Source organism: Burkholderia sp. AU39826, from assembly GCF_020419965.1.
Lineage (GTDB): Bacteria > Pseudomonadota > Gammaproteobacteria > Burkholderiales > Burkholderiaceae > Burkholderia > Burkholderia semiarida.
Genome location: NZ_JAIZQG010000029.1, coordinates 20,524 through 47,223 on the forward strand (window position 1 = coordinate 20,524; position 26,700 = coordinate 47,223).

Here is a 26,700-nt window from a genome sequence, read left to right on the forward strand (position 1 = left end):
ACGCCGTTCGCGCCCGCGCATCAACCGGAGGGACTCCGATCATGCGTCACCTGCGTCTTCCCCTGAGTCACGCTCACGCGCCGTCGGTCGGCGACGCGTCGTCGCCGCCCGGCGCGCCGCGCCGCGCGCGCGGCGGCGCGAGCTGGCTCGTGTCGCCGTCCGTCGCGGTGCTGCTGCTGTGGATGTCGATTCCGCTCGCGATGACGATCTGGTATTCGTTCTCGCGCTACAACCTGCTGAACCCGGACGTGAAGGGCTTCGCCGGGTTCGACAACTATCGCTTCCTCGCGACCGATCCGTCGTTCCTGCCCGCGATCTGGCACACGCTCGTGCTGATCGGCGCGGTGCTCGCGATCACGGTGGTCGGCGGCGTGCTGATGGCCGTGCTGTTCGACCGCAAGTTCTACGGGCAGGGCGTCGCGCGCCTGCTCGCGATCGCGCCGTTCTTCGTGATGCCGACCGTCTCCGCGCTGATCTGGAAGAACATGATCCTGCATCCGGTGTACGGGCTCGTCGCGAACGCGATGCGCGCGCTCGGGATGACGCCGATCGACTGGTTCGCCGATTACCCGTTGACCGCGGTGATCATCATCGTCGCATGGCAGTGGCTGCCGTTCGCGTTTTTGATCCTGTTCACCGCGATCCAGTCGCTCGACCAGGAGCAGAAGGAAGCCGCGCGCATCGACGGCGCCGGTCCGATCGCGATGTTCTTCTACATCACGCTGCCGCATCTGAAGCGCGCGATCGCCGTGGTCGTGATGATGGAGACGATCTTCCTGCTGTCGATCTTCGCGGAAATCTACACGACGACGGGCGGCGGCCCCGGCGATGCGACGACCAACCTGTCTTACCTGATCTACGCGCTCGGCCTGCAGCAGTTCGACGTCGGCCTTGCGTCCGCGGGCGGCATCATCGCCGTCGTGGTCGCGAACGTCGTGTCGTTCTTCCTCGTGCGGATGCTCGCGCGCAACCTGAAGGGGGAGTACGAAAAATGAGCGACCTGACCCTGGCAGGCCGGCGCACGCCGGCCGTGTTCGACCTCGTGCGGCGCGCGCTGCCCGGCGCGCTCGCATGGCTGATCGCGCTCTTGCTGTTCTTCCCGATCTTCTGGATGGCGATCACCGCGTTCAAGACGGAGCAGCAGGCGTACGCGTCGTCGCTGTTGTTCATGCCGACGCTCGACAGCTTCCGCGAGGTGTTCGCGCGCAGCAACTACTTCGCGTTCGCGTGGAATTCGGTGCTGATCTCGGCCGGCGTCACGCTGATCTCGCTGCTGTTCGCGGTGCCGGCCGCGTACGCGATGGCGTTCTTCCCGAACCACCGCACGCAGAAGGTGCTGCTGTGGATGCTGTCGACGAAGATGATGCCGTCGGTCGGCGTGCTGGTGCCGATCTATCTGCTCTGGAAGAACGCGGGGCTGCTCGATACGGTGTCGGGGCTCGTGATCGTCTACACGCTGATCAACCTGCCGATCGCGGTGTGGATGACCTTCACGTACTTCAACGAGATCCCGAAGGACATCCTGGAGGCCGGGCGCATCGACGGCGCGTCGACGTGGCAGGAGATCGTCTACCTGCTGATGCCGATGGCGCTGCCGGGGCTCGCGTCCACCGCGCTGCTGCTCGTGATCCTGTCGTGGAACGAGGCGTTCTGGAGCATCAACCTGTCGAGCTCGAACGCCGCGCCGCTGACCGTGTTCATCGCGTCGTATTCGAGCCCCGAAGGCTTGTTCTGGGCGAAGCTGTCCGCCGCGTCGCTGCTCGCGGTCGCGCCGATCCTGATCGTCGGCTGGCTGTCGCAGAAGCAGTTGGTGCGCGGACTCACGTTCGGGGCGGTCAAGTGAGCGGCGCAAGCAAAGGCGCGGTCGGTCACGGCATGAACGTGCTGATCTGCGATTGCGACGGCGTGCTGATCGACAGCGAGGCCGTCGCCGCCGACGTGATCGTGCGCGAACTCGATGCGCGCTGGCCGGGCGTCGATGCGCGGCCGGCCGTGATGCCGCTGCTCGGGCTGCGCATCGAGCGCGTGCTGGCCGGTGCGTCCGAGGCGGTCGGCCGGACGCTGACGCACGACGATATCGACGCGATCCGCCGCGCGGTCGAGGCCGCGGCCGTGAATGCGCCGATGGTCGACGGCATCGATGCGGCGCTGGCCGCGATCGACCTGACGACGGCCTGCGCGAGCAACAGCTATCGCGCATACGTCGAGGCGGCGCTCGCGCGCACCGGCCTCGCGCGCTTCTTCGGCGACCGGCTGTTCTGCGCGGATTCGGTCGCGCGGCCGAAGCCCGCGCCGGACGTGTATCTCGCGGCCGCGCGCACGCTCGGCGCGGTGCCCGCGCAATGCCTCGTCGTCGAGGACAGCGTGACCGGCATCACCGCCGCGGCCGCGGCCGGCATGACCGTGCTCGGCTTCATCGGCGGCGGGCACGCATCGGCGGCCCAGATCGACGCGCTCCGCGGCATCGGCGCGCGTCACGTATTCGACGACATGCACGAGCTGCCCGGCTACGTCGCGCGCTGGCAGGCGACGGGCGCGGTGCTGCCGAACTAGCAATCAGGAACGAATGCGCGCCGCTCGATGCGGCGCATCACGAACGAACGGAGACAGATCATGGCAAGCGTGCTCCTGCGCAACATCGCGAAGCGCTACGACGACACCGAAGTGCTGCGCAACGTGAACCTCGACATCGCCGACGGCGAATTCGTCGTGTTCGTCGGCCCGAGCGGCTGCGGCAAATCCACGCTGATGCGGATGATCGCCGGGCTCGAGGACATCTCGAACGGCGACCTGCTGATCGACGGCGCGAAGGTCAACGACGTGCCGAGCGCGAAGCGCGGCATTGCGATGGTGTTCCAGTCGTATGCGCTGTACCCGCACATGACGCTGTACGACAACATGGCGTTCGGCCTGAAGCTCGCGGGCGCGAAGAAGCCCGAGATCGACCAGGCCGTGAAGCAGGCCGCGAAGATCCTCCACATCGACCACCTGCTCGACCGCAAGCCGAAGCAGCTGTCGGGCGGCCAGCGGCAGCGCGTCGCGATCGGCCGCGCGATCACGCGCAAGCCGAAGGTGTTCCTGTTCGACGAGCCGCTGTCGAACCTCGACGCCGCGCTGCGCGTGAAGATGCGCCTGGAATTCGCGCGGCTGCACGACGAGCTGAAGACGACGATGATCTACGTGACGCACGACCAGGTCGAGGCGATGACGCTCGCCGACAAGATCGTCGTGCTGTCGGGCGGCGCGGTGCAGCAGGTCGGCACGCCGAACGCGCTGTATCACGCGCCGGCGAACCAGTTCGTCGCGGGCTTCATCGGCTCGCCGAAGATGAACTTCCTGAAGGGCACGGTCGAATCGGCCGATGCGGGCGGCGTGCTCGTGCGGTTCGACAGCGGCGAGACGCAGCGTGTCGCGGTGGACGCGGCGGGGCTGCAGAGCGGCGCGGCGGTGACCGTCGGCGTGCGGCCCGAGCACCTGCTGGTCGATGCGGCGGCGCCGGGCGTCGCCGCGCGGACGATGGCCGTCGAGTCGCTCGGCGACGCCGCGTATCTGTATGCGGAGTCGGCCGTCGCGCCGGATGGGCTGATCGCGCGGATTCCGCCGCTCGATACGTATCGCACCGGCGACGCGTTGCGCGTGCATGCGCAGGCCGAGCACTGTCATCTGTTCGACGAAAACGGGCAGGCGTTCCGGCGGTTGAGCGTGCACGCGAAGGCGGCGTGACGCGTCGGTGTTCGGCGGTTTGCGCGTCGATCATACCTCCCCCGCGGTAGCGCGAAGCAATGCCGGTACGGCCGAGCGCCGCGCAGGATCTATGGCGGCGTCAGGCCGCCTTCGCGGCGAGCGCGGCGCGCGCGCACGCTTCGTCGGTGACGAGGCCCGACAGCCAGCCGCCGCGCAACGCGGCGATCACCGCGTCGTGTTTCCTCGGGCCGCCGGCGAACGCGATCGTCGGCCGCTTCGGCGGCGTGGCGAGCGCGACGCTCGTCACGCGCGCGCTCGTCGACACGGTGATCCGCGTGCCCTGCGCGTCGATCGGCACGCCGAGCAGCTCGGCCACCGCGCCGAGCGCGGTCATCTCGTCGCGCTCCTGTTCGGTGATGAAGCCGTCCTCGTAGAGCGGGCAGTGCGGGCCGATGTTGCCGATCCCGACGAACGCGACGTCGGCCTCGCCGGACAGCGCCTCGACGATCCGATACAGCCGATGATTGCACCACTGCGCGCGCTCGGCGTCGCTGTCGGCGAACAGCGGCGCGGGCAGCAGGAAATGCTTGCTGCCGGTTTTCTCGGAGATGTACTGCGCGACGTCGTAGCGGTTCGACGAACCGTCGGCCGCGATCGCGCCGACCATCGACACGAGCCGGTGCTGCGGGCGATCGATCTGCGCGATCTGCGCGACCGCGGCCTTCAGCGTCCGGCCGCTGCTGACCGCGATCACCATCGGCCGCGTTTCGTTCAGGTAGCGCTCCATCACCTGCGCGCCGGCGACCGCGAGCTTGCGGTCGATCGCGTCGGGCGCGTCGGCGTCGACGGGCACGACTTCGCACATCGCGAGGCCGTAGCGTTTCGACAGTTGCGCGCCGAGGTCGAGACAATCGGCGAGCCGATGGTCGACGCGTACGCGGATCAGGTTCTTCTCGACCGCGAACGCGACGAGGCGCTGCGCGACGGGGCGCGACACCTGCAGCTTTTCGGCGATTTCGTTCTGCGTGTCGCCCGCGACGTAATAGAGCCACGCGGCGCGCGTGGCGAGATCGAGTTTTTCTGAGGACTTGGACACGATAGCGATTCGGTTCGGATCGGATCGGGGGGGCCGCCCCGCAGGCCGGCCGGCGGGCCGCATGACGGCATCCACTGTAACGCATGTCGCGCGCGCGGCCGGCGGCGGCCCGCGCGAGCGCGGCGCCTACGCGAGCCGTGCGCGCGACGGCTCGTACAGCGGCCGCACGTGGCGGTACAGCGTGCGGAACGCATCGAGGCGTTCGCGCAGCCGCGCATGGCGGGCGGCGTCCGGTGCGTATTCGGCGCGCACCGGCGGCTTGGTCAGCACCGTATGCGGATCGCCGCCGGCGGCCAGCCAGCCGAGCCGTGCCGCGCCGAGCGCCGCGCCCGTTTCGCCGCCGCCGATCTGGCGCGTGCGGACGTTCAGCGCGTCCGCGATCAGTTGCGCCCAGAACGCGCTGCGCGCGCCGCCGCCGATCAGCGACAACTGGTCGGTTTCGACGCCGGCCGCGTGCAGCGCGTCGAGGCCGTCGGCGAGGCCGAGCGTCACGCCTTCGAGCACCGCGTACCCGAGATGCGCGCGCTCGGTCGCGTGCGTCATCCCGAAGAACACGCCCTGCGCGTACGGATCGTTGTGCGGCGTGCGTTCGCCGGACAGGTAGGGCAGGAACAGCGGGGCCGCCGCGAGCGCATCGGGGTCGAGCGCCTCGACTTCGGCGAGCAGCGCGGGTTCGTCGGTGCCGGTCAGCTTGCACACCCAGCGCAGGCAGCTCGCGGCCGACAGCACGACGCTCATCAGTTGCCAGCGATCGGGAATCGCATGGCAGAACGCATGCACGGCCGACGCGGGATTCGGCATGAAGCGGTCGCCGACCACGCTCAGCACGCCCGACGTGCCGAGCGACACGAAGCCGTCGCCCGCGTGGATCGCGCCGATGCCGAGCGCGCTCGTCGCGTTGTCGCCGCCGCCGCCCGCGACCAGCACGGCCTCGGACAGCCCGAGCTCGCGCGCGACGTCCGCGCGCAGCGTGCCGGACGGCGCGTTGCCTTCGACGATGCGCGGCATCTGTTCGCGCGTCATCCCGCACGCGGCGAGCAGCGCATCGGACCAGTCGCGGCGTGCGACGTCGAGCCACAGCGTGCCGGCCGCGTCCGACGGATCGGACACTTTCGCGCCCGTCAGCCGGAACCGCAGGTAGTCCTTCGGCATTAGCACGCACGCGGTCGCCGCGAACACGTCGGGTTCGTGCTTCGCGACCCACAGCAGCTTCGGCGCGGTGAAGCCGGGCATCGCGAGGTTGCCGGCCAGCGCGTGGAGATCGGGCGCGCGTTCGGTGAGCAGCGCGCATTCGTCGGCGCTGCGCATGTCGTTCCACAGGATCGCGGGGCGCAGCACGCGGTCGTCGCGGCCGAGCAGCACGGCGCCGTGCATCTGGCCCGACAGGCCGATGCCGCGCACCTGCGCGAACGCGTGGGGATGCCGTTCGCGCAGCGCCGCAAGCGCGGCGAGCGTGCCTTGCCACCAGTCGTCCGGATGCTGTTCCGCCCAGCGCGGGTGCGGGCGCGATACGGTGAACGGCGAGCCCGCGGTGCCGACCACCGTGCCGTCCGGGGCCAGCAGCAGCACCTTCACTTCCGAGGTGCCGAGGTCGATGCCGAGATACATGAGCGATCCGTTCGGTCGGTGAGGAGCCGCTACTTTAGCCGGGCCGCACGGCCTGTGCCAAGCGGGTTCGCCCGGCCGCGCGGCCGGGCATCGGCGCGCGGGTCGTCAGCGCGCCGCGAGCCAGGCATCGACGCGCGCGAGCCCGGCGCGCAACGCGTCGAGCAGCGCGGCGTTGCCGGCGAGCGAGCCCCACAAGGCGCGGCTCGCGCACAGCGCGACGACGGGGTCGTCGGCTTCGACGATCGCGCGTGCGGCGCCGTCGTCCATCACGCCGTCCTGGTACGCATACGGCAGCGTGCCGCGCGCCCAGCGTTCGAGAAAGCGCAGGAACAGCGCGGGCAGCACGGCCGTGGCGACCGGCGCGGCGCCGCGCGCGAACGATTCGACGAGCGTCGGCGCGATGAAGCCGGGGATCTTCGAGAAGCCGTCGGCCGCGACGCGCTGGTTCGTGTCGAGCACGTACGGATTGCCGAAGCGCTCGAGCACGACGTCGCGGTAGCGCGCGAGATCGAGCGGGCTCGGCGTCAGGCACGGGATCACGTCCTGCGTCACATAGTCGTGCGCGAAGCGGCGGATCGCCGCGTCGTGCGTGCCTTCGTGGATGTAGGTGTAGCTCGCGAGCGTGCCGGCCCACGCGATGCAGCTGTGCGTCGCGTTGAGGATGCGGATCTTCGCTTCCTCGTACGGATGCACGTCGTCGACGAGTTCCGCGCCGGCCAGTTCCCAGCGCGGCCGGCCGGCCGCGAAGCGGTCCTCGATCACCCACTGGATGAACGATTCGCCCATCACCGGGCACGCGTCGTCGATGCCGGTGGCCGCGCGCACGCGCTCGCGCACGTCGTCGGTCGGGCGCGGCGTGATGCGGTCGACCATCGCGCTGGGCGTCGCGACGTTCGCATCGAACCATGCGAGCAGCCCGCCTTCGCCGCGCCGTTCGAGGAATTCGCGCATCCCCGCGCGAAAGCGCGCGCCGTTGTTGCGCAGGTTGTCGCAGCTTTGCAGCGTGAGCGGGCCCGCACCGCGTTTGACGCGTTCGGCGAGCAGCGCCGCGAGCGCACCGTACAGCGTCGTACGCGCGCCCTGCAGGTCGGCGGCGAGATCGGCGTTCGCGACGTCGAGCCGGTTGTGTTCGTCGAGGTAGTAGCCGCCTTCGGTGACGGTGAACGACACGATCCGGCAGGCCGGATCGGCGCCGGCGTCGATCAGCGCGGCGAGGTCGATCGACCATGGCAGCACGCGGGTGATCGCGCGAATCGTCTCGTACGCGCGTTCGCCTTGCGGCGTGACGGTTTCGAGCGTGTAAGCGCCGTGCTGGGCGGCCAGCGCGTCCATCGTCGCGCGCATGTCGTCGCGGATGTTCCCGACGGTCAGCGACCAACGTTCGTCGGCCGGCACGGCCGCGTTCACGCGATGCAGATACCACGCCTGGTGCGCGCGGTGAAACGAGCCCGCGCCGATGTGCAGCAGCACGGGCGCGCGGGCGGCGGGCGATTCGCTCATCGGTGTCTCCTGTTCCTGCCTGTTTATTCCGTCGAATTAGATCTTTTGCTCTTTGTGTGAGCGAATGATCGTATTCGGGCGAACGAAAGTCAAGGCGCGGAAACGGCATTTCGATGGTGCGCTGCGGCGGCGTGCGGGGCAGGGCGGACGCGGCGGGGCCGGCGGAAAAAGGCGTCAGCGCCCTTCGCGCGTGAGTGCGACGAGTTCGTCGAGCAGCTTGCCGGCCGGCCCCGGCAGGATCCCGTGGCGGCGCCGGAACGCGGTGAGCGTGCGCGCCGCGACGACCTCGCGCACCGGCAGCGTGTCGATCGTGCCGGCGCGCCGTTCGGCGCCGACCATTGGCTCGGCCATCCAGCTGAGGAATCCCGCATGCGCGACCAGGCTTTTCAGCGTGATGACCGAACGCGTCTCGACCGCGATGTCGGGCAACGGCAACCCGTGCGCGTCGAAGGTCGCGCGCATATGGTCGAACGGCGCGGTGCCGCGCGGCGGAATCGCCCAGCGCGCGTGCAGCGTATCGGCGAGCGTCGGCGGCCGGCCGAGCGCGCGCAGCGGATGGTGCGGCGCCGCAACGATATGGCTGCGATCTTCCCAGCGGCACTCGGGGATCGCGACGATCTCGTCGGTGTCGGGCCCGTGCGCGGACAACGCGAGGTCGATCTCGTGCTTGACCAGCCCTTGCGCGAGCCGGTCCCACACGCCTTCGATGATTTCGACGCGCAGGTTCGGCCAGCGGTCGAGCACACGGCCGACCGCGACCGGCAGCACGAGGCTCGCGATGCTGCCCACCGTGCCGACCTTGATCGTTCCCTTCGCGAACCCGCGCATCGCGTCGAGTTCCTCGCGCGCATGCTCGGCCTCGTGCTGCAGCAGCGTCGCGTGCGGCAGCAACGCTTCGCCGAACGCGGTGAGCTGAACGCCCTTCGAATGGCGTTCGAACAGCGGCGCGCCGACTTGCTCCTCGAGCCGCTTCAGGATCCGGCTCAGCGCCGGCTGCGTGACATGCAGCGCGTCGGCCGCGCGGCCCAGGCTGCCGCACGCGACGATGGTCGTGAACGCGTGCAATTGTCGGAGATCGAAAGTCATGCCGGGACGTAATGGCTTTTGGCAAAAAATACAGTATCCGTGAATGGCCGGCGCTTCGATACTGTGGAAACCGCCAAGCCATCGAGGAGACGCCCGAGCATGTCCGGCACCCCGTCCCAATCCGCCGCGCCGATCACCGTCCGCGACGCCGTCATCGATCTGTTTCGCCAGTTCGGCATCGACCGCGTGTTCGGCAACCCCGGCTCGACCGAGCTGCCGATGTTCCGCGATTTCCCCGACGATTTCCGCTACGTGCTCGGCCTGCAGGAGGCCGTCGTGGTCGGCATGGCGGACGGCCACGCGCAGGCCACCGGCCATGCGGCCGTCGTGAACCTGCATTCGGCGGCGGGCGTCGGCAACGCGATGGGCAATCTCTTCACCGCGTTCAGGAACCGCACGCCGCTGATCGTCACCGCGGGCCAGCAGGCGCGCGCGATTCTGCCGTTCGATCCGTTCCTCGGCGCGACGCAGGCCGCCGAGCTGCCGAAGCCGTACGTGAAATGGAGCATCGAGCCCGCGCGCGCGCAAGACGTGCCGGCCGCGATCGCGCGGGCGTACCGGATCGCGATGCAGGAGCCGCGCGGCCCCGTGTTCGTGTCGATTCCCGTCGACGACTGGGACCAGGCGGCCGAACGGCTGCCGCGCCGTGACGTCAGCAGCATCGTGCGGCCCGATCCCGACGCGCTCGCGCGGCTCGGCGACGCGCTCGACGCCGCGCGGCGCCCGGCGTTCGTGGTCGGCGCGGCCGTCGATCGCGCGGGCGCGTGGGATGACGCCGTGCGCCTTGCCGAGCGGCACCGTGCGCGCGTGTACGTCGCGCCGATGTCGGGGCGCTGCAGCTTTCCGGAGGACCATCCGCTGTTCGCCGGCTTCCTGCCCGCGATCCGCGAGAAGATCGTCGCGCGGCTCGACGGGCACGATCTCGTGTTCGCGTTCGGCGCGCCCGCGTTCACCTATCACATCGAAGGCTCCGGCCCGCACGTGCCGCGGGGCGCGACGCTCGTGCAGCTCGTCGACGATCCGGGCGTCGCCGCGTGGACGCCGTCGGGCGATGCGGTCGTCGGCAACCTGCGGCTCGCCGCGCGCGATCTGCTGGCGCGGCCCGCGCCGCCCGAGCGGCCGATGCCCGCGCCGCGCGCGCCGCGTGTCCGCGTCGACGCGCCTGCCGCCGGCGCGCGCATGTCGGTCGCGTTCGCGCTGCAGACGCTCGCGGACGTGCGCGACGCACAGGACATCGTCGTCGAGGAGGCGCCGAGCGCGCGGCCGGTGATGCAGGAGCATCTGCCGTTCACGCGCAGCGGCACGTTCTACACGATGGACAGCGGCGGGCTCGGTTACGGGATGCCGGCCGCCGTCGGCGTCGCGCTCGCGCGGCCGGGCCGGCGCGTGATCGGGCTGATCGGCGACGGCTCGAGCCTGTATTCGATCCAGGCGCTGTGGAGCGCCGCGCAGCTGAAGCTGCCGATCACGTTCGTGATCCTGAACAACCGGCGGTATGCGGCGCTGCAGGATTTCGCGCCCGTGTTCGGCTTCGGCCCCGGCGACCCGGTGCAGGGCACCGATCTGCCCGACCTGGATTTCGTCGCGCTCGCGCAAGGGATGGGCTGCCGCGGCGTACGCGTGGCCGATGCAGCGCTCCTGCGCGATACGCTGGCCGACGCGCTGCGTGCGGCGACGCCGGTCGTCGTCGAAGTCGAGATTGCCTGATGCGCCGCGCGCGTCTTTCCGGAGATTCCATGCAAACCGTAGCGATGCTGATCGGCGGCGAACGCCGGCACTCGTCCAGCGGCGCGACCTTCGTGCGCCGCAACCCGCTCGACGGCGAAATCGCGTCGGCTGCGCCCGCGGCCACCGCCGACGATGCGCGCGCCGCGGCCGACGCGGCCGCCCGCGCGTTGCCCGGCTGGGCCGCGCTCGGCCCCGGCGCGCGGCGCGCATGGCTGCTGAAAGCGGCCGCCGCGCTCGAAGCGAAGCACGAGCAGTTCGTCGCCGCGATGGCGGCCGAGACGGGCGCGTCCGCGCTGTGGGCCGGCTTCAACGTGCAGCTCGCGGCGAGCGGGCTCGTCGAGGCCGCGTCGCTGACCACGCAGGTCGGCGGCGAGCTGATCCCGTCCGACGTGCCGGGCTCGCTCGCGATGGGCGTGCGGCAGCCGGCCGGCGTCGTGCTCGGCATCGCGCCGTGGAATGCGCCGGTGATTCTCGCGACGCGCGCGCTCGCGCTGCCGCTCGCGTGCGGCAACACGATCGTGCTGAAAGGCTCGGAGCTGTGCCCCGTCACGCACGGGCTGGTCGTCGAGGCGATGCAGGAGGCCGGGCTGCCGCCGGGCGTCGTCAACTTCGTGACGAACGCGCCCGACGATGCGGGCGCCGTCGTCGACGCATTGATCGCGCACCCGGCCGTGTGCCGCGTGAATTTCACGGGCTCGACGCGGGTCGGCCGGATCGTCGCCGAAGCGTGCGCGCGCCACCTGAAACCGTCGGTGCTGGAACTCGGCGGCAAGGCGCCGTTCGTCGTGCTGGACGATGCCGATCTCGACGCGGCGGTCGCCGCGGCCGCATTCGGCGCATTCGCGAATTCCGGCCAGATCTGCATGTCGACCGAGCGCATCGTCGTCGACGCATCGATCGCCGATGCGTTCGTCGCGAAGCTCGCCGACAAGGCCGCGTCGCTGCCGCTCGGCGACCCGCGCAACGGGCCGGTCGTGCTCGGGTCGCTGATCGACATGAAGGCCGTCGAGCGCTGCAACGCGCTGATCGACGATGCGCTCGCGCACGGCGCGACGCTCGTGTGCGGCGGCAAGGCCGACAGCACGCTGTTCCCGGCCACGCTGCTCGACCATGTGACGCCGGCGATGCGCCTCTATGCGGAGGAATCGTTCGGCCCGGTGAAGGGCATCGTGCGCGTCGACGGCGAGGAGGCCGCGATCCGCTGCGCGAACGACAACGCGTTCGGGCTGGCGTCGGCCGTGTTCAGCCGCGACGTCGCGCGGGCGCTGCGCGTCGCGGCACGCATCGAATCGGGCATCTGTCACGTGAACGGCCCGACCGTGCACGACGAGGCGCAGATGCCGTTCGGCGGCGTGAAGGACAGCGGCTTCGGCCACTTCGGCGGCAAGGCCGGCATCGCCGCGTTCACGGACCTGCGCTGGATCACGGTGCAGACGGCGCCGCGCCACTATCCGTTCTGACGAGGCCGCCGACGATGAAGATTGCGATTCTGGGCGCGGGCGCGATGGGCTCGCTGTTCGGCGGGCGGCTCGCCGAAAGCGGCGAAGCCGTCACACTGATCGACGTGAACGACGCGCATCTCGAAGCGATCCGCCGCGACGGGCTGCGCATCGACGACGACCGCGGAGAACGGCGCATTCGCACGCTGCACGCCATGCGGCCGGAAGCCGCGAATGCGGACGCGGCCGCCGCGCCCGACGCGCCGTTCGACCTGCTGATCGTTTTCACGAAATCGCTGCACACGCGGGCGGCGCTCGACGGCGTGCGCGCGCTGCTGACGCCGGACACGTTCGTGCTGACGCTGCAGAACGGGCTCGGCAACGTCGAGACGGTGAATGCGTTCGTGCCGATCGAGCGCATCCTGGTCGGCGTGACGACGTGGCCGGCCGATGCGGCCGGGCCCGCGCACGTGCGCTCGCACGGCGCCGGCACGGTCCGCATGATGACGGCCGACGGCGCGGCGCGCCCGTTCGCGGCGGCCGTGGCCGACGCGCTGTCGCGCGCGGGGCTCGCCTGCACGCTCGACGCCGACGTGTGGGCCGCGATCTGGGAGAAGGTCGCGTTCAACGCGGCGCTCAACACGGTGTGCGCGGCGACGGGCTGCACCGTCGACCAGCTCGGCCATCATCACGACGGGCCGCGGCTCGCGCTCGCGATCGCGGCCGAGACCGCCGCCGTCGCGCGCGCGAAGGGCATCGCGGTCGACGGCGCGCGGATCGCGCGCAACGTCGAGCATGCGATCCGCGACCATCGCGGCCATCGGCCGTCGATGCTGCAGGACGTGCTCGCGGGCCGCCGCACCGAAATCGACGCGATCAGCGGCAAGGTCGTCGCGGCCGCGCGCGAAACGGGCGTCGCGGTGCCGCATGCGGAGACGCTGCTCACGCTGGTCCGGTTGATCGACGCACGGGCGAACTGAGCAACAGGCCGGCGGCCGGCTGGCGCCGCGTGACGATACGGATGCCGCGTGCGCGAAGCGACGGCAATGGATCGTGAAGAGTGGGACGACACACCGGCGCCGCTCGATGGGCGCCGGTCGACTGCACAGCATGAGATCCGGGCACGCTTGCGTGCGCCAGCCCGGACAACCGGAGACGCCATGAAAACCATCGAATGCCGTTGTGTTGTCGCGCGCCGTTCGCGCATCTTGCCGCCGGCGCGCGGTGCATCGGAGGCCGCATGAGCACGACCGACGCACTGACTGAACGGCTGCCGCCGTCGGTCGACATCGGCACGACGCTCGACGACGGGCCGTTCACGCCGATGCAGCGCTGCGTCGTGCTGCTCGCCGCGCTCGCGATCGTGCTCGACGGCTTCGACGGCCAGTTGATCGGTTTCGCGATTCCCGTGCTGATCCGCGAATGGGGCATCGCGCGCGGCGCGTTCGCGCCGGCCGTCGCGGCGGGGCTGGTCGGCATGGGGATCGGCAGCGCGTGCGCGGGGATCGTCGCGGACCGCTTCGGTCGCCGCCGGGCCGTGATCGGCAGCGTATTCCTGTTCGGCATCGCGACCTGCGCGATCGGGTTCGCGCCCGACGTCGCGACGATCGCGATACTGCGCTTTTGCGCGGGGCTCGGGATCGGCGGCGCGCTGCCGACGGCCACGACGATGACCGCCGAATACACGCCCGCGCGGCGCCGCACGATGATGGTGACCGCGACGATCGTCTGCGTGCCGCTCGGCGGGATGCTGGCCGGCCTGTTCGCGCACGAGGTGCTGCCGCGCTACGGCTGGCGCGGGCTGTTCTTCGCGGGCGGCGCGTTGCCGCTCGTGCTCGGCTTCGTGCTCGTGCGCGCGTTGCCGGAATCGCCGCGTTATCTGGCGCGGCGCCCCGCACGCTGGCCGGAACTCGGTGCGCTGCTCGCGCGGATGCGGCGGCCGGTCGCGCCGGGCACCGTGTTCACCGATATGAAGGACGCCCGTGCGCCGGGCGGCCGCGGCGGCTTCGGCGCGCTGTTCGCGGGCGGGCAGGCGCGCGACACGATCGCGCTCTGGTGCGCGTTCTTCATGTGCCTGCTCGCCGTGTATGCGGCGTTCAGCTGGCTGCCGACGATGCTCGCGGCGAGCGGGTTGAGCGTGTCGGTCGCGGGCTCCGGGCTCACCGCGTACAACCTCGGCGGCGTGATCGGCGCGCTGCTGTGCGCATGGGCGATCGCGCATGCGGGCTCGCGCTGGCCGCTCGCGCTGTGCAGCATCGGCGGCGCGGCGAGCGCGGTGTGGCTGATGGGTGTCGATGCGAGCCGCCACACGGGCTGGCTGATCGTCGGGCTCGGCCTGCACGGGTTGTTCGTCAACGCGGTGCAGTCGACGATGTATGCGCTCTGCGCGTACATCTACCCGACGGCCGTACGCGCGACGGGCACCGCGAGCGCGCTCGCGTTCGGCCGGCTCGGCGCGATCCTCAGTGCGTTCGCGGGCGCGATCGTGATCACGTCGGGCGGCGCAGGGGCGTACCTGACGATGCTGGCCGTCGCGATGGGCGTGGTGTGCGTCGCGCTGCTCGCGGTGCGGCGGCACATTCCGCGGCTGTCGCGCGCGCCGGCTCAGCCGCGCGAAGGGGAGGAACTCGCCCGCACGTCGTCGTGACGGCGGGCGCGTGACGGGCGTTACAGCGTGGTGCGCACGTGCCAGAGCTCGGGGAACAGCACGACGTCGAGCATCTTGCGCAGGTACGGCGCGCCGCTCGTGCCGCCTGTGCCCTGCTTGAAGCCGATGATGCGTTCGACCGTCGTCACGTGACGGAAGCGCCACTGGCGGAACGCATCCTCGAGATCGACCAGTTCCTCGGCCATCTCGTACAGCTCCCAGTGCTGCTGCGGATGACGATAGACCTCGAGCCATGCGGCCTCGACCGTCTCGTCGTGCCGCATCGGCTGCGTCCAGTCGCGCTCGAGCCGCTCCGGCGCGATCGCGAACCCGCGCCGCGCGAGCAGGCGCACGACCTCGTCGTAGAACGACGGCGCCTCGAGTGTCGCGCGCACCTGTTCGAGGATGTCCGGCCGGTGCGCATGCGGCTGCAGCATCTGCGCGTTCTTGTTGCCGAGCAGGAATTCGAGCTGGCGATACTGGTACGACTGGAAGCCCGACGACTGGCCGAGATACGGCCGCATCGCCGAATACTCGGACGGCGTCATCGTCGACAGCACGTTCCACGCCTGCACCAGTTGCTCGAGGATGCGCGACACGCGCGCAAGCATCTTGAACGCGGGCGGCAGCGCGTCGGTGCGCACGGCGTCGAGCGCGCCGCGCAGCTCGAAAAGCGCAAGCTTCATCCACAGCTCGCTCGTCTGATGCTGGATGATGAACAGCATCTCGTTGTGATCGGGCGACAGCGGATGCTGCGCGTCGAGGATCGAATTCAGCGACAGGTAGTCGCCGTAGCTCATCGACTTCGAGAAATCGAGTTGCGCGTTGTGCCAGCCGGCTTGCGTGTCGGCCTCGCCCGGCACGTGCGGCGCTTCATGCGCGGCTTGCGCCGGTTGGGCGGCGCGTGCGCCCGAGAACGGGCAGCCTGCCGGCGCGTCGCCGCCGGGCGGCTGCATATGACCAGAATTCACGACTTTCTCCAGATTTGAATGACGAACGCGCGGCGCATGCGCCGCCTGCAACGGCGGCGCGCCGCGCAAGACCGCTCAGGTCACCGCGCCGCGTTCGGCGAATTCGGGCGCCTTCCACGCATCGGTGGCGAGGATGTCGCGCAGCGTCTCGACCGCATCCCACACGTCGGCGAAGCGCGTATAGAGCGGCGTGAAGCCGAAGCGCAGCACGTACGGCTCGCGGTAGTCGCCGATCACGCCGCGCGCGATCAGCGCCTGCATGACCTCGTAGCCGTGCGGATGCTCGAAGCTCGCCTGCGAGCCGCGCTGGTGATGCGCGCGCGGCGTGACGAGCTTCAGCGACAGGCCCGCGCAGCGCGCTTCGACGAGCGCGATGAACGCGTCGGTCAGCGCGAGCGACTTGCGGCGGATCGCATCCATGTCGGTCTGCAGGAACACGTCGAGCCCGCATTCGACCATCGACATCGACACGATCGGCTGCGTGCCGCACAGGAAGCGCGCGATGCCCGGATCCGGCGCGAAGCCCGGCTGCATCGCGAACGGCGCGCGATGGCCCCACCAGCCCGACAGCGGCTGCGAGAAATGCGCGAGGTGACGCTGCGGCACCCACACGAACGCGGGCGAGCCGGGGCCGCCGTTCAGGTACTTGTACGTGCAGCCGACCGCGCCGTCCGCGCGTGCGCCGTTCAGGTCGACCGGCACCGCGCCGGCCGAGTGCGCGAGGTCCCACAGCATCAGCGCGCCCGCGTCGTGCACGAGCTGCGTGACGGCCGGCATGTCGTGCATGTAGCCGGTGCGGTAGTTCACGTGCGTGATCATCGCGACGGCCGTGTCCGCGCCGAGCGCGCCGGGCAGGTCGGCCGGATCGTCGATCAGGCGCAGCTCGTAGCCGCCGCCGAGCTGTTCGATCAGCCCCTGCGCGATATACAGGTCGGTCGGGAAGTTCGAGCGCTCCGACACGATCACGCGGCGCTCGGGCGTGCGCTCGGCCTGATGGCGCAGCATCGCCGACAGCAGCTTGAACAGGTTGATCGAGATCGTGTCGGTCACGACCGCTTCGCCGGGCGCGCCGCCGATCAGCGTCGCGAGCTTGTCGCCGAGGCGGCGCGGCAGCGCGAACCAGCCGGCCGTGTTCCAGCTGCGGATCAGGCCGTCGCCCCATTCGGCGCCGATCACCTGCTGCGCGCGGGCGGCCGACGCGCGCGGCTGCGCGCCGAGCGAATTGCCGTCGAGGTAGATCACGCCGTCGGGCAGCGAGAACTGGTCGCGCAGCGGCGCCAGCGGGTCGTCGCGGTCGAGCGCGAGCGCGTCTTCACGGGTCTTGATCATCATGGTGTGGGGTCGTAGGTCGGGGTAGTCAGGCGGCGCGGGCGGGCAGCGCGCGCAGCACCGCGCGCACGGGGCTCGCGTCGAGCGTCGCGAATTTCAGCGGCAGCGCGATCAGTTCGTAGTCGCCGGGCGGAACGTCGTCGAGCACGATGCCTTCGAGGATCGCCATCCGGTGCGCGCGCACACGATGATGCGCATCCATCGTCTTCGATTCCTGCGGGTCGAGCGACGGCGTGTCGATGCCGATCAGCTTGACGCCATGCGCGGCGAGCAGATCGACGGTGTCGGGCGCGACCGCGCAGAAATGGCTGTCCCATCGTTCGACCGCGGCGCGCGCATACGTGCGCAGCAGCACGCGTGGCGGCACGCCGTCGAGCGCGGCCGCGATATCGTCCGGCCGCACGACGGGCGCCGCGCCGATGCAATGGATCACGCGGCACGGGCCGAGATAGGTGTCGAGCGGCACCGCGCCGATCGGCGCGCCGTCGGCGTCGTAGTGCAGCGGCGCGTCGCAGTGCGCGCCCGTGTGCGGCGACAGCGTCAGGCGCGCGACGTTGACCGGCGAACCGGCCTCCATCCGCCACACGCGCTCGACGGAAACCGGCGTATCGCCCGGCCACACGGGGGTGGCGGGGCTGACGGGCGGCGAGATGTCCCAGAGTGTGTCCATGGCATGACGAATCGTGAATCGATGCATCGAATGATAGGTGGACGCTCGCAGAAAGTGCTTGCGAAATAAACATGGACAATCCGCCGGATTGGCAGATAATTCGACTCAGAGGGAAAACGGGGACCAAAAATGCACGCGATCACGCTCGATGCCACCGACTGCCGGATTCTGGCGGTATTGCAGGAGGAGGGCAGAATCAGCAATCTCGACCTGGCCGAACGCATTTCGCTTTCGCCATCCGCCTGCCTGCGCCGCATGCGCCTGCTCGAGGAGCAGGGCGTGATCGAGCACTATCGCGCGTGCCTGAGCCGCGAGAAGCTCGGCTTCGAGCTCGAGGCGTTCGTGCAGGTGTCGATGCGCAACGAAGAGAATCAATGGCACGAGCGCTTCGCGGAAGCGCTGCGCGAATGGCCGGAGGTGGTCGGCGCGTTCGTCGTGACGGGCGAGAGCCACTATCTGCTGCGCGTGCTCGCGCACAACCTCAAGCACTATTCGGATTTCGTGCTGAACCGCCTGTACAAAGCGCCGGGCGTGATGGACATCCGTTCGAACATCGTGCTGCAGACGCTGAAGGACGAAGCCGGCGCGCCGGTCGGCCTCGCGCGCACGGGGGCGATCAAAGCGGTGTGAGGCCGTGGAAGCCGCCGCCGTGGAACACGAGCGGCGGGGCGGCGTCCGATACGGCGCGAACGCCGCAGCGTTCCACTTCGCCGACGAAGATCACGTGGTCGCCTTCGTCGTAGCGGCTGCGGTTGTGGCATTCGAACCACGCGAGCGCGCCGTCGAGCACGGGCATCCCCGAGTTGCCGGCTGCGTGCGCGATCCCTTCGAAGCGGTCGCCCTTGTAGGTGGAAAAGCGCTTGCACAGGTCGAGCTGCGACGCCGCGAGCACGTTCACCACGTAATGGCTGTTGCCGCGGAACACCGGCGTCGACGCCGATTTGTGCGCGAGGCTCCACAGCACGAGCGGCGGATCGAGCGAAACCGAATTGAACGAGCTGGCGGTGATGCCGATCAACTGGCCGGACGGCGCCTGCGTCGTGATCACCGTCACGCCCGTCGCGAACTGGCCGAGCGCCTGCCGGAAGGCGGCGGAGTCGAAATCCGGCGGATTGGCGTGGCTCATCGGGCAGCCATCCGGAACGGGACGGGCGGGCGCGACACGGCGCGGGTGCGACGGGCGCGGCGGACGAAAGACGACAAGGCGGTCGATGAGGAAGGGGTGCGCATGGCCCGATTTTAGCGGAATCGGTGCCGCCGGGCCCGGTCGGGCGGCGCATCGTGACGGCAGGGTGACGTAGCGAACAGTGCGGCGCGCGGCCGGCATCGCCATTCCGTCACGCTTTTTGACGGTGCGGCCGTTCGTCCCGGCGCCGGATTGCGCTACCGGGCATCGCATCGCGACCGCGACCCGCGCTATCGCGCCGCCGCCAGCCCGAGCGACAGCGCCCCCGTCACGATCAGGCTCGACGCCCACACCGTGTCGAGATTGAACCAGCTCCGCGACACGAACTTCAGCCCGAGATAGCGGTACACGAGCCATGCGAGCCCGCCGCCGGCGGCGATCATCGCGGCCGCGTGCACGGCCGCGACGACGAGCGCCATCCCGAGATGCGCATCGACGAGCATCGCCGCCGCGCGGTGGCCGGCATCGCGGTCGAGCCCGCAGAGGCCGAGGTAGATCGGCACGAGCATCAGCCCCGCGCCGTGCGCGAGCGCGACCGCGAACGACCACAGGCCGAGCCGCGCCGGCGGAATCCGCGCGAGCGCCCGCGGATGCCGGCGCCGGATCAGCAGTACCGCGCCGAAGCCGATCACGAGCGCGCTCGCGCCGACGCGGATCGCCGTCTGCCACGCGAGCAGCGCGGCGAGCAGCCCGAACGGCAGCATCACCGCGAAGACGGCGAGCGCATGACCGATCGCGAGATAGCCGAGCGCCGCGACGAGCGCGCCGCCGCGGCGCGTCATCAGCGCGTTCGACACCGCGAGCGGCCAGCCCATCGCCGGGTTGAGCCCGTGATAGACGCCGCTCGCGAGCACGGCCGCCCACAGCGCGAATGGCGCATGAAGCCCGGCGCTCAACGCTTGACCGACGGATAGCAGAACGAGTCGGTCGAGCAGTCGCCGCCTTCGAGCCGGATCTGGTGCGCGCGATAGCCGTCGGGGAATTCGACCCAGTAGTCGTCGGCGAGCGTCAGCCCGCCGTCCGGCCCCGCGTGCGCGAGCACCTGCGCGGCCGGCACGCCGTCCGGATAGAACTGGTCGTCCCACGTCGAATAGAGCGAGTTGGTCCAGTACACGCGCCGGCCGTCGCGGCTGATCTCGACCATCTGCGGCCCGCCCGCGAACGTGCGGCCGTTCGAGTGCGGCGCACGGCGCGCGATGCCGCCGATGCGCACCGACCCGGCGAGCACCGGGTGGTGCGGGTCCGACACGTCGTACTGGCGCATCTCGCCGGTGCCCCAGCACGACACGTACAGGAAGCGATCGTCGAGCGACAGGTCGATGTCGGTCACGAGCGGCGGCACCGCGCCGAATCCTTGCAGCAGCGGCGGCAACTCGTCGGCCGGCGCCGGCTCGGCGGGGATCGTCGCGGTCTTCTTCACATGGAACTTGCCGCCTTCGCGCCACCAGGTCCAGATCGAGCCTTCGAGATTGGTCGTATCGACCACGACGCCGACGAATCCGTACTCGCGCACCGGGTCGTGCGCGGGCCGCACCTCGAGCGCCATCTGGTGCTGCGCGCCGAGATCGATCGTCTGCACGTTGCGTCGCGCGCGCAGATCCCAGAAATGCAGCCGGTGCCCGTACTTGTTCGCGAGCAGATCCTCGGGGACGATCCCGTTCTCGAATTGCGGCGGCAGCGCCCATTCGCTCGACACCATGTAGTCGCGCGGCAGGTTCCACCAGAAGTCGTAGTGCTTGTCCTGCGGGCCGCGGTCGATTTCCCAGCGGCCGAGCACGTCGAAGGTTTCGCAATCCATGATGAAGATGCCGGGCGCGCCGTCGGTGCCGTCCTTGCCTGCCCCGCCGAGCGTGCTCACGTAGATGCCCTCGGGGCCGCAATGCACGGTGTGCGGCCGCGAATAGCCGGTTTTCGCGAAGATCTCGTCGGGCTCGATGATCTTGTGGATGCGCGCCTGCGTCGGATGCGGCTTCGTGTCGATCACGTAGATGCGCGACGAGCGCAGGCCGGGGATGATCAGGAAGCGGCGCTCGAGGAACGCATGGCCGGTGAGCGGCGACAGCGACGACGAGCACGCATTCCAGCCGAAATGGTGAAACTCGTCGCCGGTGTTCGGCATCGTCACCGTATGCACGATCTTGCCGTACGTCGACGAACCGGGCTTCACGTCGATCACGGCGAGCGCGTCGGGTCTGGAAAAATCGGGGCTCAGCAACAACGTATAGGCAAACTCTTCCGCCGGCGCCTGCATCGCAAGCTCGGGCGAAGCGTGAAACGTCGGGTCAGGCCGCATGCTCATGGTGGTGTCTCTCGAAGGTGTCGGATCGTGGACGCACGGCCGTTCGTTGCGGACGTGCGGACTGCGGTGGCCGCGCGGCGCGCATCATGCCGGCGGAGCGAGCGGCAGGCGAATGCAACGCGTCGGCGACGCGCGCGATGCCGTGCATCAGGTCGTGAAAGCGGGAAAAGGCGACGGGTTGCCGCGCGGCGCGCTCCGTGAAACGGGCACGCGCCACCGCGACGGTGCGATTGACGTAGCGGCGAGCGGGGCCGCGACGCAGGCGATGTCTGTTAAGGCGTGCATATCGATGTTCCGGCAGATGGTGTTGGCATCGGGGTCGGGCATGCATCGGACGCTGGGTTGACGCGGCGGGGTGACCGCCGCGTGCGCGTGCCTAGTGTAGACGAGAAATACGCTGCCGGTCGCGTGCGATGCCTGGCCGATCTGCCAGTTTCGCGCGCGAGTGAGATACTTGCCGCAGTGCCGCTGCGACCCGCACCGCGGGCCGGCAGCGGCGATGCGAAACCGTGGCAGCCGGCACGCGTGTACCGGCTGCCATCATCCACGAGAGGCTGATTTCATGGGGAACGAAATGCTTGAAACCGCGACGCTCGGAGGCGGGTGTTTCTGGTGCACGGAGGCCGTGTTTCTCGACGTCGACGGCGTGACGGCCGTCCAGTCGGGTTACGCCGGCGGCCATACGCGCAATCCGGGCTATCGCGACATCTGCGAAGGCGACACGGGCCACGCGGAAGTCGTCAACGTGACGTTCGACCCGGCGCGCATCGGCTATCGCGAGATCCTCGAGATTTTCTTCGCGACGCACGATCCGACCCAGTTGAACCGGCAGGGCAACGACGTCGGCACGCAGTACCGGTCGGTCGTGTTCACGCACTCGGATGCGCAGCGCGATACGGCGCTCGACGTGATCCGCGAGCTCGAGCGCGAACAGGTGTTCGGCCAGCCGATCGTCACGCAGGTCGTGCCGCTCGACGGCAACTACTGGCCGGCCGAGGACTATCATCAGAACTATTACGCGCGCAACCCGGGGCAGGGCTATTGCTCGGTCGTGATCGGGCCGAAGCTCGCGAAATTCCGGCAGAAGTTCTCGCACCGGCTGAAGTCGCTGCGCGGCGCCTGAGCGTCGGCCGCGGCAACCGGCGTCACGCCGCCTCGTTGCGCCACTGCGCGCACGCGGCGGCGATTTCGCGTGCGAGCGCGAGGCACGACAGCGGCGCCGAGCCTTCCGCCTTGTTGTTGATCGTGATGATCACCGGCTGCCCGGCCAGCGCGTAGCGCGCGGCCAGTTCGGCGAGCGCCGAACGCGTGGCCGGATCCTCGTCGACGAGCTTGTCGAACGGCTCGTATTTCGCTTTCGCCTGCTCGTACTTGAAGCCGCCGTGCAGGCTCCAGCGCACGATCAGCGGGCCCGGCGCGTCGCCGTCGAGCAGCGCGAGCGCGGCGGCCTGGCGCAGCGGGTCGGGCATCCGCGCGTGCAGGCCGACGCAGTAGCGCACGCCGAGCGCGGCCAGTGCGCGGATGAAGCGCGGCGTGAGCAGGCTCGCGTCGCGGATCTCGATCGCATAGCGGGTGCCGTCGGCGTCCGGCGGCAACGGCGGCAGCGCCGCGAAGAACGCGGCGAGCCGGTCGATCAGCGCGGCCGGCTGCGCGAGCAGTTGATCGGGCAGCGGCGAGAACTGGAACACGAGCACGCCGGCTTTCCGGCCGAGCCCGTCGAGGCACGGCTGGACGAATTCGCGGGTCGCGAGCGGCGCATCGAGGAACGTCGGGTTCGGCCCGGACGGCTCGCCGCGCCGGCCGCGGATCACCGCGTCGGTCACCGCGGCCGGCGCCTTCACGACGAAGCGGAAATCGTCGGGTACCTGCTGCGCGTAGCGCAGGTAGTCTGCCACCGACAGCGGGCCGTAGAACGACCGGTCGAGGCTCACGCTTTTCAGCAGCGGATGCGCGCCATACGCTTCGAGCCCTTCGCGCGACAGCTTCGTCTGCGCGAAGTCGCCGTCGTAGACGATGCCGTTCCAGCCGGGGAAATACCACGACGACGTGCCGAGCCGCACGTTCGGCGGCAGGCCGGCCGCGACTTCGGCGACGTCCGCCGAGACCGGCGCGGGCAGCACGCCGCGCTTGCGGCGGCCTTTCTTCGGCGGGGCGGGCGCCGACGGCGGTTCGTCCCACAGCAGGCCGGACGACGGGGCGGGTGCGTCTTCGGCGGCGGGGCGGGAGATCGTACGGGCGGGCGGCGCCGGTCGCGGGTCTTTCGCTGCGTCCGGCGTCACGGGCTCGTGGGGGCTGGCGGAGCGGTCACCGTCCGCTGGCGACGTGCGTGCAGTGTCCGTCGGCACGCCGAACAGGTCGAACTGCCCGTCGGCGTGCGACTCGTCGGTGTCGTCGTGCCGCTGTCGTTGCGGCGGCGCCTTGCGCCGCGTCCTGCCGTCACCCATGCATGCCCAGCGTGATGCGCCGCCTAGCGCGGCAGCGCGTGTTCGTACATATAGCGCCGCGACCACGGCAGCGTTTTCGCGCTGCGCCCGGCCTTGCGGCACACGATCTGGAAGATCGACACGTCGTCGTGCTCGAACGCATACGCGCAGCCGGCGAGATACACGCGCCAGATGCGGAACTTTTCGTCGTCGACGAGCTTTCGCGCTTCCTCGGCTTTCGCCTCGAAATTTTCCGTCCAGATGTCGAGCGTGCGCGCATAGTGCCGGCGCAGGCTTTCGACGTCAACCGCCTCGAGCCCGCCGCGCTGCGCCGCTTCGAGCGCGAGGCTGATGTGCGGGAGCTCGCCGTCCGGGAACACGTAGCGGTCGATGAATTCGCCGCCGCCGAGCGCGGTTTCGCCGCTTTCCGCGTCGGTCGACGTGATCCCGTGGTTCATCGCGATGCCGTCGTCGGTCAGCAGCTCGCGGATGCGCGAGAAATAGAGCGGCAGGTTCTTGCGCCCGACGTGCTCGAACATCCCGACGCTCGTGATGCGGTCGAACTGGCCTTCGATCTCGCGGTAATCCTGCAGACGAATCTCGATCTTGTCTTCCAGCCCCGCCGCCTTCACGCGCGCGGTCGCGAGGTCGAACTGGTTCTGCGACAGCGTCACGCCGAGACACGTCGCGCCGAACTTCTGCGCGGCGCGCAGCACCAGAGCGCCCCATCCGCAGCCGATGTCGAGCAGGCGCTGGCCGGGCTGCAGCTGGATCTTCGTCAGGATGTGGTCGATCTTCTTGATCTGCGCGGTGGCGAGGTCCTCGTCGCCGTTCTCGAAGTACGCGCACGAGTACACCATGTTCTCGTCGAGCCACAGCTTGTAGAACTCGTTCGAGACGTCGTAGTGGTACTGGATCGCTTTCTTGTCGGTGCTCTTCGTGTGATTGAAGTAGCGCTTCACGCGTGCGAGCTTGCTCGCGCTCGTCACGGTGCTGCGCGCGAGCGAGTAGCCGATGTTGATGATGTCCGACAGCTTGCCTTCGATGTCGATCTTGCCCTTCACGTATGCCTCGCCGAGGTTGTCGAGGCTCGGTTCGAGCAGCAGCGGCAGCGCCGACGCGCTGTTCACCTTCAGCGTGACCTGCGGCGCGCTGAAGGTGCCGAAATCGAGTTGATCGCCGTTCCACAGCACGAGGCGCGCCGGTATGTTCGCTTTTGCCCGTACTTCGTCCGCCCACTGTGCCAGCTTCTTTTCCCAGAACATTTGGATTCTCCGTTTGTTCGTTGAATCGAATACAGCCAAGTATCCTGACCGGCGCCCGCCGCGTGCGGCGCGGGCGCCCGGATGCAACCCGAAACACGACCGGCATGCGCCGGCGCCGCGCTTACGGCGACAGGCGCGAGATCGTCCAGCCCGACGCCGCCGCGGTGTCGCGCGTATAGAGCAGGCGGTCGTGCAGCCGCGACGGGCGCCCCTGCCAGAACTCGATCGCGTCGGGCACGAGGCGGTAGCCGCCCCAGTGCGGCGGGCGCGGCGGGTTGTCGCCATAGCGTTCGCCGACGGCCTTTTCGCGCGCTTCGAGCGTCGCGCGGCTGTCGATCACGGTGCTCTGGTCCGACGCCCACGCGCCGATGCGCGAGCCGAGCGGGCGCGACGCGAAATAGCGGTCGCTTTCTTCCGCGCTGGTTTTCTCGATCCGGCCTTCGATGCGTACCTGGCGCTCGAGCTCGATCCAGTAGAACAGCAGCGCGGCGTGCGGATGCACGGCCAGATCGTGCCCCTTGCGGCTTTCGTAATTGGTGAAGAAGACGAACCCGCGTTCGTCGACGCCCTTGATGAGCACGATCCGGGCCGACGGCCGGCCGTCGGCGCCGACGGTCGCGAGCGTCATCGTGTTCGGCTCGGGCAGCTTGGCGGCGAGCGCCTCCTTGAACCAGCGATCGAACTGGGCGAAGGGGTCGGGGGCGGCATCGGCTTCGTCGAGCGAAGCGCGCGAATAGTTGATCCGAAGATCGGCGAGAGTCGTCATGTTATGCAAACGCTTCAATCTGGGGCCAGTATAGCGAACGCGCGAGAATCGTGCGTGCGCGGTGGCGCGTGCGAGCGGGGGAGTTCAGGCAGAATAGAGGGCTGCACGACTTACGTTTTCCTTGCTGCCATGTCCGCCGCCGACGCTGCCCCGCCCAGTTCTTCCGATCTTACCCCGACCCCGGAAATCCAGCTTGACGTGGATCGCGCGCGGCGTTTCGGCGGCGTCGCGCGCCTGTACGGCGCGCCGGCGGCCGCCGCGTTCGAGCGGGCGCACGTCGCGGTGATCGGGATCGGCGGCGTCGGGTCGTGGGTGGCCGAGGCGCTCGCGCGCAACGCGGTCGGCACGTTGACGCTGATCGATCTCGACAACGTCGCGGAAAGCAACACGAACCGGCAGATCCATGCGCTCGACGGCAATTACGGCAAGCCGAAGGTCGACGCGATGGCCGAGCGCATCGCACTGATCGATCCCGCGTGCCGCGTGAACCGCGTCGAGGATTTCGTCGAGCCCGACAATTTCGACGCGCTGCTCGGCGGCGGCTTCGACTACGTGATCGATGCGATCGACAGCGTGCGCACGAAGGTCGCGCTGATCGCGTGGTGCGTCGCGAAACGGCAGCCGTTGATCGTCGTCGGCGGCGCGGGCGGGCAGCTCGACCCGACGCGCATTCGCATCGACGATCTCGCGCTGACGATTCAGGATCCGCTGCTGTCGAAGGTCCGCGCGCAGTTGCGCAAGCAGCACGGCTTTCCGCGCGGGCCGAAGGCGCGCTTCAAGGTCAGCGCCGTGTATTCGGACGAGCCGCTGATCTATCCGGAAGCGGCGGCCTGCGACATCGAGGACGGCGCCGAGCCGTCCGCCGCCGCGCACGTCGCGGGGCTCAACTGTGCGGGCTTCGGTTCGAGCGTGTGCGTGACCGCGAGCTTCGGTTTCGCGGCGGCCGCGCATGCGCTGCGGGCGATCGCGGCACGGGCGGCCGGCTGAGCGCGCGGCGCGCGGG

At 69.8% G+C, this 26,700-nt stretch carries 25 protein-coding genes; 12 read left to right on the forward strand and 13 right to left on the reverse strand.

What is annotated here, in order from left to right:
* Positions 1–41: 41 nt before the first annotated feature.
* Genes LGM42_RS30290 through LGM42_RS30305 form a run of 4 tightly spaced genes read left to right on the forward strand, consistent with a single transcriptional unit; the run spans position 42 to position 3,723 of the window.
* On the forward strand, positions 42–995 hold the full coding sequence (locus tag LGM42_RS30290) for a carbohydrate ABC transporter permease (RefSeq protein WP_006496497.1): 954 nt from the start codon (positions 42–44) through the stop codon (positions 993–995).
* Positions 992–1,843 carry a carbohydrate ABC transporter permease gene (locus LGM42_RS30295; RefSeq protein ID WP_059578484.1) on the forward strand — a complete coding sequence of 284 codons (852 nt, stop codon included), beginning with the start codon at positions 992–994 and terminating at the stop codon, positions 1,841–1,843. The genes LGM42_RS30290 and LGM42_RS30295 overlap by 4 nt, the downstream gene beginning before the upstream one ends.
* Before the next feature lie 32 nt (positions 1,844–1,875).
* On the forward strand, positions 1,876–2,553 hold the full coding sequence (locus LGM42_RS30300) for an HAD family hydrolase (RefSeq protein ID WP_059578794.1): 678 nt from the start codon (positions 1,876–1,878) through the stop codon (positions 2,551–2,553).
* Positions 2,554–2,613: 60 nt separating this feature from the next.
* The gene (locus tag LGM42_RS30305; protein WP_226234187.1) at positions 2,614–3,723 is read left to right on the forward strand and encodes an ABC transporter ATP-binding protein; all 1,110 of its coding nucleotides are present in this window, start codon (positions 2,614–2,616) and stop codon (positions 3,721–3,723) included.
* Positions 3,724–3,823: 100 nt separating this feature from the next.
* On the opposite strand, the gene LGM42_RS30310 is transcribed toward LGM42_RS30305, so the two are convergent.
* The 4 genes from LGM42_RS30310 to LGM42_RS30325 form a co-directional block, all read right to left on the reverse strand.
* The gene (locus LGM42_RS30310; RefSeq protein WP_226234188.1) at positions 3,824–4,843 is read right to left on the reverse strand and encodes a sugar-binding transcriptional regulator; all 1,020 of its coding nucleotides are present in this window, start codon (positions 4,841–4,843) and stop codon (positions 3,824–3,826) included.
* A 63-nt stretch (positions 4,844–4,906) separates the two neighbouring features.
* Entirely contained in the window at positions 4,907–6,388 is a 1,482-nt protein-coding gene (xylB, locus tag LGM42_RS30315; RefSeq protein ID WP_226234189.1) for a xylulokinase, read from the reverse strand.
* Between the two features lie 105 nt (positions 6,389–6,493).
* The gene (dalD, locus tag LGM42_RS30320; RefSeq protein WP_226234190.1) at positions 6,494–7,888 is read right to left on the reverse strand and encodes a D-arabinitol 4-dehydrogenase; all 1,395 of its coding nucleotides are present in this window, start codon (positions 7,886–7,888) and stop codon (positions 6,494–6,496) included.
* Positions 7,889–8,062: 174 nt separating this feature from the next.
* Positions 8,063–8,974, reverse strand: coding sequence for a LysR family transcriptional regulator (locus LGM42_RS30325; protein ID WP_226234191.1), 912 nt, complete (start codon positions 8,972–8,974; stop codon positions 8,063–8,065).
* 99 nt (positions 8,975–9,073) lie between these two features.
* Here LGM42_RS30325 and mdlC point away from each other — a divergent pair, with 99 nt between their 5' ends.
* The 4 genes from mdlC to LGM42_RS30345 all read left to right on the forward strand — a co-directional run bounded on the left by mdlC (position 9,074) and on the right by LGM42_RS30345 (position 14,788).
* Positions 9,074–10,681 carry a benzoylformate decarboxylase gene (gene mdlC / locus LGM42_RS30330; RefSeq protein ID WP_226234192.1) on the forward strand — a complete coding sequence of 536 codons (1,608 nt, stop codon included), beginning with the start codon at positions 9,074–9,076 and terminating at the stop codon, positions 10,679–10,681.
* 29 nt (positions 10,682–10,710) lie between these two features.
* Positions 10,711–12,162, forward strand: a complete 1,452-nt coding sequence (locus LGM42_RS30335) for an aldehyde dehydrogenase (protein WP_226234193.1) — start codon at positions 10,711–10,713, stop codon at positions 12,160–12,162.
* A 14-nt stretch (positions 12,163–12,176) separates the two neighbouring features.
* Positions 12,177–13,121, forward strand: a complete 945-nt coding sequence (locus tag LGM42_RS30340; RefSeq protein ID WP_226234194.1) for a ketopantoate reductase family protein — start codon at positions 12,177–12,179, stop codon at positions 13,119–13,121.
* A 260-nt stretch (positions 13,122–13,381) separates the two neighbouring features.
* On the forward strand, positions 13,382–14,788 hold the full coding sequence (locus LGM42_RS30345) for an MFS transporter (protein WP_226234195.1): 1,407 nt from the start codon (positions 13,382–13,384) through the stop codon (positions 14,786–14,788).
* Positions 14,789–14,808: 20 nt separating this feature from the next.
* Here LGM42_RS30345 and kynA read toward each other — a convergent pair whose 3' ends face one another.
* The 3 genes from kynA to kynB all read right to left on the reverse strand — a co-directional run bounded on the left by kynA (position 14,809) and on the right by kynB (position 17,758).
* Positions 14,809–15,744, reverse strand: a complete 936-nt coding sequence (gene kynA, locus LGM42_RS30350) for a tryptophan 2,3-dioxygenase (protein WP_059578451.1) — start codon at positions 15,742–15,744, stop codon at positions 14,809–14,811.
* A 90-nt stretch (positions 15,745–15,834) separates the two neighbouring features.
* Positions 15,835–17,088 carry a kynureninase gene (kynU, locus tag LGM42_RS30355; protein WP_264168435.1) on the reverse strand — a complete coding sequence of 418 codons (1,254 nt, stop codon included), beginning with the start codon at positions 17,086–17,088 and terminating at the stop codon, positions 15,835–15,837.
* 28 nt (positions 17,089–17,116) lie between these two features.
* The gene (kynB, locus tag LGM42_RS30360) at positions 17,117–17,758 is read right to left on the reverse strand and encodes an arylformamidase (protein WP_226234196.1); all 642 of its coding nucleotides are present in this window, start codon (positions 17,756–17,758) and stop codon (positions 17,117–17,119) included.
* Between the two features lie 129 nt (positions 17,759–17,887).
* Here kynB and LGM42_RS30365 point away from each other — a divergent pair, with 129 nt between their 5' ends.
* Positions 17,888–18,388 (forward strand): Lrp/AsnC family transcriptional regulator, encoded by a 501-nt coding sequence (locus LGM42_RS30365; protein WP_006477992.1) that lies wholly within the window; start codon positions 17,888–17,890, stop codon positions 18,386–18,388.
* Here LGM42_RS30365 and LGM42_RS30370 read toward each other — a convergent pair.
* The 3 genes from LGM42_RS30370 to LGM42_RS30380 all read right to left on the reverse strand — a co-directional run bounded on the left by LGM42_RS30370 (position 18,375) and on the right by LGM42_RS30380 (position 21,243).
* Positions 18,375–18,884, reverse strand: coding sequence for a flavin reductase family protein (locus LGM42_RS30370; RefSeq protein ID WP_059578443.1), 510 nt, complete (start codon positions 18,882–18,884; stop codon positions 18,375–18,377). The genes LGM42_RS30365 and LGM42_RS30370 overlap by 14 nt on opposite strands.
* Before the next feature lie 290 nt (positions 18,885–19,174).
* Positions 19,175–19,840, reverse strand: coding sequence for a hypothetical protein (locus LGM42_RS30375; RefSeq protein WP_059644809.1), 666 nt, complete (start codon positions 19,838–19,840; stop codon positions 19,175–19,177).
* Complete coding sequence (locus LGM42_RS30380) at positions 19,837–21,243, reverse strand: selenium-binding protein SBP56-related protein (RefSeq protein WP_059578438.1); 1,407 nt, start codon at positions 21,241–21,243, stop codon at positions 19,837–19,839. Before LGM42_RS30380 ends, LGM42_RS30375 begins: the two co-directional genes overlap by 4 nt.
* A gap of 112 nt (positions 21,244–21,355) precedes the next feature.
* On the opposite strand from LGM42_RS30380, the gene LGM42_RS30385 reads away from it, so the two are divergent.
* Together LGM42_RS30385 and msrA are read left to right on the forward strand one after the other, a co-directional pair.
* Positions 21,356–21,589, forward strand: coding sequence for a hypothetical protein (locus LGM42_RS30385; protein ID WP_226094298.1), 234 nt, complete (start codon positions 21,356–21,358; stop codon positions 21,587–21,589).
* Positions 21,590–21,805: 216 nt separating this feature from the next.
* Positions 21,806–22,366: a peptide-methionine (S)-S-oxide reductase MsrA gene (gene msrA / locus LGM42_RS30390; protein WP_059578436.1), complete on the forward strand. Its 561-nt coding sequence runs from the start codon at positions 21,806–21,808 to the stop codon at positions 22,364–22,366.
* Between the two features lie 22 nt (positions 22,367–22,388).
* Here the strand turns inward: msrA and LGM42_RS30395 are convergent, their stop codons facing one another.
* The 3 genes from LGM42_RS30395 to pdxH all read right to left on the reverse strand — a co-directional run bounded on the left by LGM42_RS30395 (position 22,389) and on the right by pdxH (position 25,697).
* A complete protein-coding gene (locus LGM42_RS30395) occupies positions 22,389–23,687 on the reverse strand; it encodes a DUF72 domain-containing protein (protein WP_226234197.1) in 1,299 nt (432 codons plus the stop codon).
* Positions 23,688–23,710: 23 nt separating this feature from the next.
* Complete coding sequence (locus LGM42_RS30400; protein ID WP_059644817.1) at positions 23,711–24,931, reverse strand: SAM-dependent methyltransferase; 1,221 nt, start codon at positions 24,929–24,931, stop codon at positions 23,711–23,713.
* A gap of 121 nt (positions 24,932–25,052) precedes the next feature.
* Positions 25,053–25,697: a pyridoxamine 5'-phosphate oxidase gene (gene pdxH / locus LGM42_RS30405; protein ID WP_059644820.1), complete on the reverse strand. Its 645-nt coding sequence runs from the start codon at positions 25,695–25,697 to the stop codon at positions 25,053–25,055.
* A gap of 129 nt (positions 25,698–25,826) precedes the next feature.
* Here pdxH and LGM42_RS30410 point away from each other — a divergent pair, with 129 nt between their 5' ends.
* Positions 25,827–26,684: a ThiF family adenylyltransferase gene (locus LGM42_RS30410; protein ID WP_059578424.1), complete on the forward strand. Its 858-nt coding sequence runs from the start codon at positions 25,827–25,829 to the stop codon at positions 26,682–26,684.
* Positions 26,685–26,700 lie beyond the last annotated feature (16 nt).